The organism is Microcoleus sp. PH2017_09_SFU_O_A, from assembly GCF_020738625.1.
In the GTDB taxonomy this organism is placed as follows: domain Bacteria; phylum Cyanobacteriota; class Cyanobacteriia; order Cyanobacteriales; family Microcoleaceae; genus Microcoleus.
In genome coordinates this window covers 21,602-27,752 of sequence record NZ_JAEQCF010000064.1, presented here as the reverse complement: position 1 = coordinate 27,752, position 6,151 = coordinate 21,602, and the positions used below count along the sequence as shown (strand labels likewise).

Annotated in this window: 4 protein-coding genes and 3 tRNA genes; 5 read left to right on the top strand and 2 right to left on the bottom strand. The window is 44.8% G+C overall.

What is annotated here, in order from left to right:
* Nucleotides 1-241 precede the first annotated feature (241 nt).
* A tRNA-Gly gene (locus JGK16_RS22475) sits at nucleotides 242-313 on the bottom strand.
* A 220-nt stretch (nucleotides 314-533) separates the two neighbouring features.
* Between JGK16_RS22475 and JGK16_RS22470 the strand changes: the two genes are divergently transcribed.
* From JGK16_RS22470 to JGK16_RS22450, 5 genes are all read left to right on the top strand, one after another.
* The gene (locus JGK16_RS22470; RefSeq protein WP_293185447.1) at nucleotides 534-674 is read left to right on the top strand and encodes a hypothetical protein; all 141 of its coding nucleotides are present in this window, start codon (nucleotides 534-536) and stop codon (nucleotides 672-674) included.
* Nucleotides 675-835: 161 nt separating this feature from the next.
* Entirely contained in the window at nucleotides 836-1,297 is a 462-nt protein-coding gene (locus JGK16_RS22465) for a hypothetical protein (protein WP_293185448.1), read from the top strand.
* A gap of 296 nt (nucleotides 1,298-1,593) precedes the next feature.
* Nucleotides 1,594-3,414: an ABC transporter ATP-binding protein gene (locus JGK16_RS22460; protein ID WP_293192609.1), complete on the top strand. Its 1,821-nt coding sequence runs from the start codon at nucleotides 1,594-1,596 to the stop codon at nucleotides 3,412-3,414.
* Between the two features lie 348 nt (nucleotides 3,415-3,762).
* Nucleotides 3,763-3,847 (top strand) — tRNA-Tyr (locus JGK16_RS22455).
* A gap of 64 nt (nucleotides 3,848-3,911) precedes the next feature.
* A tRNA-Thr gene (locus tag JGK16_RS22450) sits at nucleotides 3,912-3,983 on the top strand.
* Between the two features lie 648 nt (nucleotides 3,984-4,631).
* On the opposite strand, the gene JGK16_RS22445 is transcribed toward JGK16_RS22450, so the two are convergent.
* Nucleotides 4,632-6,068, bottom strand: coding sequence for a hypothetical protein (locus tag JGK16_RS22445; RefSeq protein ID WP_293185451.1), 1,437 nt, complete (start codon nucleotides 6,066-6,068; stop codon nucleotides 4,632-4,634).
* Nucleotides 6,069-6,151 lie beyond the last annotated feature (83 nt).

The following is a 6,151-nucleotide window of genomic DNA, read 5'->3' as shown; positions in this document are numbered from 1 at the left end:
TGGTTTCACGTACTTTGCCATATTAGTATTATGGATCGCCATGTACGCATTGTCCAGTCTTGTCCAATAAATTAATGATTAGAGGCATACCGATCGCCCGCCCGATCGGCTATTGTGACTTGCCAGTTATCCAATCAATTTTACCACTAACTTAGGTGTTTTCAACAACCGTTAGGAGTATATGCGATATCTTCTCGCTATACTTTCCGGCTTAGTCTTCCTGGTTTTCTTGATTTTTAAAAGCGGGTGACGCGATTCGAACGCGCGACATTCACCTTGGCAAGGTGACGCTCTACCACTGAGCTACACCCGCATTTGCTGCGGTATTAATAATATTGCCTCACTGCTCGGAATTTGTCAAGTGTTTTTTGTAAGTTTTTTTCATAAACTCGCTGGGGCGCACCCGAATGCCTCACCCCGCCTGAAATTGCAGCAAGCAGATTGTTAAAAAAATCAGTAATTGCAGTGCTTTTGACCGCGATCCGCCGAGGGCAAAGCTACAATCAAGCTGCAATTGTGGGAGAACACTGCTCATGTCAGACTTAAATCGCGGAATCATGAAGTTCAAGGGAGCTGACAGCCCGATCGCGATCGCCATTTCAGCGATCGTCATTGCTGGAGGCATCGCCGTCTTAATCTGGTGGGCGCTGCAATCAGCCTACGCCTTCAGCTAACAGACTGCTCAAACCTAAAAATTAGAAAGCTTTTGTCAGAAGACAGAATTTAAGCAAATTCTGTCTTCTGTATTTTTTTGCCCTCAGATAGCACTTGCCAAACAGTTGTACGGTGCTTATCCTGGTCTTGATAACGGTTTCAAACTCGTAACTTAGTTAATATGCGATCGACTGTCTTAACCGTAGCTCTTCTGTGTTTAGCCACCCCTGCTTTTGCTACCACCTGCGAGGAAAGCTTCCAAAAAAAGGGAGACTTTTTCAATGGCGCTGCATTTTCTGCGCGCGTTCAGGTTGAAGGGTTAACGGTAGAAAAAGCATTTTCCCAATTGCGACCCATTTTAGCTCGCGAGGGCATCAAGACTGTTAGCACTGATGTAAGTATGGGTACCATGAAAGCGGAAAATCCCGCAACCGCATTTCAGCGTGCTTTGCCGATCGATGTATTTGCCTCACAGGATGGCAACCTGTTAAATGTAGAGATGATCTTTACCATTCCGAGTGGGGTGGGTGCAAGCAGGGATACCGTGAAAAAATACTTGTGTGGCGCCCTCAATCAATTACTGCCCAAAAGTACCAGTACAAGGACTTCTGCGACACTCCAACTAAGTTCAGCATTGGATTAATTCGATCGCTCTTCTTGAAACTATCTGCGTTAATCTGCGTTAGTCCGTGGTTTTCTGTTCCTGCATCAACGCTTAAAATATCATCGCGGGCGATCGATCTGCTTCATTCGATCGCCCCTTCCCCATAATATTTATCCCAAATCTGCGATCGCACTCCTAAACGAGCTGAGCTGCTTCAGATTTTCCCGATCGATTTCCCCGAATAATTACTTTTGTAGTATACTTGTAATTCAAGCGCCATCGCGCGCAGTTATCAGACTCAAGTGTTTGCAAGGGTTGTATCGCAACAAAAATTTATGGCAAGTTTTCGGGACATCCTTAAATACTACACCCGCTACAGTCAAATCTCAGTTCTCAGCATCGGTGCATCCAGCCTGTTTGCGATCGCGGATTTAGCTGTACCATACGCGATCGGACAACTATTAAACGTATTGTCCGATCGACCTCCAGATACAGTAACGCAAAAATCGATCGCAGCGATCGCCTCACTTACCCAGCAGTCACCCAGCAAGATATTATCGCTATCCGTCTTGCTGGGCTTGATTTTTGTGGTAACAGTCGTCAAAGCACCCATAGAACTTTGGATGGGAAATTGGTTCCATTGGGTAGTACCCTTGAGAGCAAGGCGGGATTGGATGAAAGGAGCGATCGGCAAAATGCTCACCTTACCCTTAGAATTCTACGACGAAAACAACGCCGGTCGGATTTCCAGTCGCATCGCCAAAGGCATCGCCAACCATACTTGGACATACCCAGAAATTGCCGCTGAATTCATCCCAGAAGTCGTCCGCTTAATCGGCATCTTTGCAGTTATTTGGTTAATTGAATGGCGCATCGGCTTATTAATTTCAATTTCCTTCGTATTTATCCTCAGTTTCACCCTCAAAGGCCTCCAAGGGCTGACTCGGCGCGAAGAAATTCTGGATGAATACATCGAAGATACCGAAAGTCGCAACTCAGAAATTATTACAAACATCAAAACAGTCAAAGCTTTTGCCACTGAAACAAACGAACTAAAAAAGCAAACAACCAGACTCGATCGCGAGTTGAAAGTTGTAATTCAACGCATTCACAAAGGATACGTCATCCTGGGGACATACCGACAAGCAATCGTCCAGCTTTGCCTGTTTTCAGTTCTCGGTTTTAGTCTAGCAGCAACAGTCGCAGGTAAAATATCTCTGGGATATTTTGTTACGGTTTACACCTTGGCAAGTATGGCCTATTCGCAACTGCGCCCGATTAGTATTATCGCCGAATTATTTGCCCGCCGCTATTCTTCAATGATCCGCTTCCACGAGTTTATGCAGTTACCAGACGGTATTGATGCGGTGAATTTAGCAACTGAAAATGCTGTATCTGCTTCGTCTTATAGATTTAGCGGGAAAATTGAGTTTTGCGGGCTGACATTCGGGTACGATCGCGAAAAGCCAGTTTTGCAGGATATCAATTTATTGATTCATCCCCGTCAAACCATAGCATTAGTCGGGCGATCGGGTTCCGGGAAATCAACATTAGTGAAACTGCTGTTTCGATATTTTGAGCCTAACTCCGGCCGCATTCTGATCGACGGCGAGGATATTTCCAGTTTAAATGTCACTGGCTACCGCAAGCGTTTAGCCATTGTCCACCAAGAAGTAGACGTGTTTAACGGTAGTTTGCTGGATAATTTGACATACGGCAACCCGAAAGCAACTTTCGCCCAGGTTGAAGAAGCTTGTCGCATCGCCAGAGTTGATGAGTTTGTGAACTTGTTGCCCCAAGGTTACTATACCGTTGTCGGGGAACGGGGAATGCGGTTATCTGGCGGTCAGCGACAGCGGTTAGGCATTGCTAGGGCGCTGTTAGTGGATCCGGACGTGTTAATCTTTGATGAAGCTACTTCTAGTTTGGATTATGAGTCAGAGCGATCGATCCAGCTAGCTATGCAGAACATCCTCGGTACGCGCACCACCATAATTATCGCCCACCGCCTGAGTACAATTCGCGAAGCCGATGCGATCGTCGTACTCGACGGCGGTAAAATCGTCGAAGTTGGCAGCCACGACGAACTCTTGAACCAAAAAGGCATTTACCGCCGCCTGCACTCCCTGCAAGAAACTGGCGAATTAGTAAATTAGGAATTCCCACTGAACCCAGACTTCCGGTGCTATAAGAATCCTAGACACACAGGTGGCCAGAAACCTGTTTTTTAGCAAAATATTCCTTGTAACCTGTTTCTTGTAAGGTTCGTAGTGCGGACTTCAGTCAGCTTTCCGTTCGTAGTGCGGACTTCAGTCAGCTTTCCGTTCGTAGTGCGGACTTCAGTCCGCTTTCCGGCGGAGGACTTACAGGCGCGAACTGTTTTTGTTATGGTAATCGATCGGACGCGACATGACTTATGTGTTCAGTCTTGAATGATTAGAGTTTTAAATGTCATGTTGCAAAAAAAGAAGAATCTGCTAGGATGTTTAACTGTGGGTACAAATGGGTCGGTGCCCGAGCGGTTAATGGGGGCGGACTGTAAATCCGCTGGCTACGCCTACGCTGGTTCAAATCCAGCCCGGCCCACCACAATTCACATAAAAGTTAAAAATCAACAATTAAATTTTTTAATGGGAAGTTTTTAATTTTTTACGCCCGTATAACTCAGTGGTAGAGTACCTCCTTGGTAAGGAGGAAGTCATGAGTTCAAATCTCATTACGGGCTTGGCTTTCTAAGACTTATGCCTTGACATTTTTAGAATATCAGCTAATCCCGATTAACGTTTTTCGATAATTTTGTTTATCAGTTTAACAAAAAAAAGCATAACTGCCCCTAATGTTAAGATTTATCAGAAAACTGGGTTGAAAACCCCGTCCTTTTAGGACAGCTTTAATTTCTAGGATCTATTCCTAAAAAATTGCGTAAACTAGAAAGAAGTATAGTATACTATAATAGTCAAGGTTAAACTCCTTTACCATCGTGAAACAGTTAAGACACACTTTTAGGTATAAACCGGGGGACGCAGAGCAGCGAAAACTCTTAAAACAGCTAAAGGGTCAACGCATCCTTTTTACCAGTAAAAACAAAGAACTTTCTTGATTTGTTAAGTAGGGTAGGGCATACCCAAACTCTAGGCTTGTATCCTAGTACGCTTTTGGAGATAGACCCTCTGGGGTTGCTGTGAGTTAGGCTCGTCAATTTGTACTATTGTACGGTTGAAAGGTTTAAGAACTGCCGCAAGGACATGGCGCTTAAAGGTCAGTCGATGAATTAAGAATCCCCACACCTTTAGGTTGGGGAGTGTCAAATCCCGTCTTCGTAGGTTGCCCCTAGGGTTTTTTATTTCATAGCGCCCAATAGCCGATGTAGAGGTTAGATGTCGGTTAACAGTTCGGTGATTTTGTCAGGGCTGACGCTGTAGATGCTAGCCGTATAAGCAATCATTTTAGCGTCAGCCCCTAGTTGTTTAAGCACCTTGATAGCAGAGTTTAGTGGAATAGCTTGGTTGTCTGACTTGGTTAGTAAGTCAATAGTGGTCTGGGTAGTCTGTCGTCTTTTATAAACTGTGTCATTCATTGTTGGGCTATGACCTAAGCTCATAGCGCGAGTTTCAAGACTTATCCCGCTCATCATTCCATTAAGATTACTCAGGTGTCGTAATGCGTGAGTCTGGGTAAACTTGCTCCAACTTTCTAAGCGGTCACGAGCCGATTTGTTGTATTTTCCGACTATTGTATTAGGGTTAGTTGAAACCAGGTTGAGTTCCGGCAGTTTGGCTGACTTGATTTCTAGTTGCTCTATCAAGTTAGCGTGAGTAGGGGGTAACAACGGAATAGTCAAGCGGTAGCCTGTTTTGGTTGTGGTATTCAGTGCAGTTTTATCCCCTACTACGGCAATCATTTTTGTGTTTATAGGGTCACTCAATGCGGGGATAGTAGCACCATCTTTGGTTTTAAACGGTTGGTTTACGTTCTGAATGGCAAACACTTCATGCACTCGCAGACCGTACACTATCTGCATTGAGAACACCCATAACCAAGCTTTTCGAGATTCTAAATGGTATCGCTTGTCATTGGCGGGAATATTTAGTACGTCGTTGCGTAGTTGCAAGAAATCCTCAATTGATACAGCTTGCAAGTCATCACGATAAATGGTTTGCTTGCCGTCAATATTGCTTAACTCCTCACGCAGTCGAGAGTCGCCAATAGTTTCGGCAAGTTTTTTCATCACGGACAAACAGGTCTGACGAGTTTTACTACCTGTTTTCTTGCTGTTAATAACTGACATTACGTCGGTGAGGTTTACTATTGTATCTTGCGGTAGCAGCTTGTAATATTGCCCGTATGCGTCATACCAGATAGATAGATGCGAAGCATTTTCTTTGTCTCGCTTCTGACGCTTTTTAGTGTATCCGTCCCAGTATCCGGCTTCTACTTTTGCGATCGCCTCACCAAACGTTATTAGGTCATTCCTGACGACGTTCTTTCCTAAGATTACATCGTCGTACCAACTCCAGAACTCTGTCTCGCTAGAAAGTGATTCTAGCGCGGTAGCGACTAGATGCGCTTTCTTCAGAGCGTCGGAGACACCCTGCATCGTCAGATTGCACCCACAGGACTTGTTGAATGGTTTGTCACCCAGTTTGAATTGGAGGGTGATGTAAGACCCCTTAGCTTTGCTATCTTTCTTCAACGCTACCACTTTGGGGCTTTCTTTTTGTGCCTCCTTCAGATAATCCAGAACCCGCTCATAGCCAATTAGGTAGTCTCCCCAGGTGCTAACGGTGACTGATTTAGATTTTTCGCTCATTTTTCGCTCATTTTTCGCTCGTTGAGTCTGCTTGTTGTCTACAGCTTACAGCGAAGAACTCGTTTTTCAATCAGATGCGGAAA

Bases quoted from the DNA above. Each gene is read 5' to 3' on its own strand.
- JGK16_RS22470 (WP_293185447.1), top strand. From the start codon at position 534: ATGTCAGACTTAAATCGCGGAATCATGAAGTTCAAGGGAGCTGACAGC.
- JGK16_RS22460 (WP_293192609.1), top strand. From the start codon at position 1,594: ATGGCAAGTTTTCGGGACATCCTTAAATACTACACCCGCTACAGTCAA.
- JGK16_RS22465 (WP_293185448.1), top strand. From the start codon at position 836: ATGCGATCGACTGTCTTAACCGTAGCTCTTCTGTGTTTAGCCACCCCT.
- JGK16_RS22445 (WP_293185451.1), bottom strand. From the start codon at position 6,068: ATGAGCGAAAAATCTAAATCAGTCACCGTTAGCACCTGGGGAGACTAC.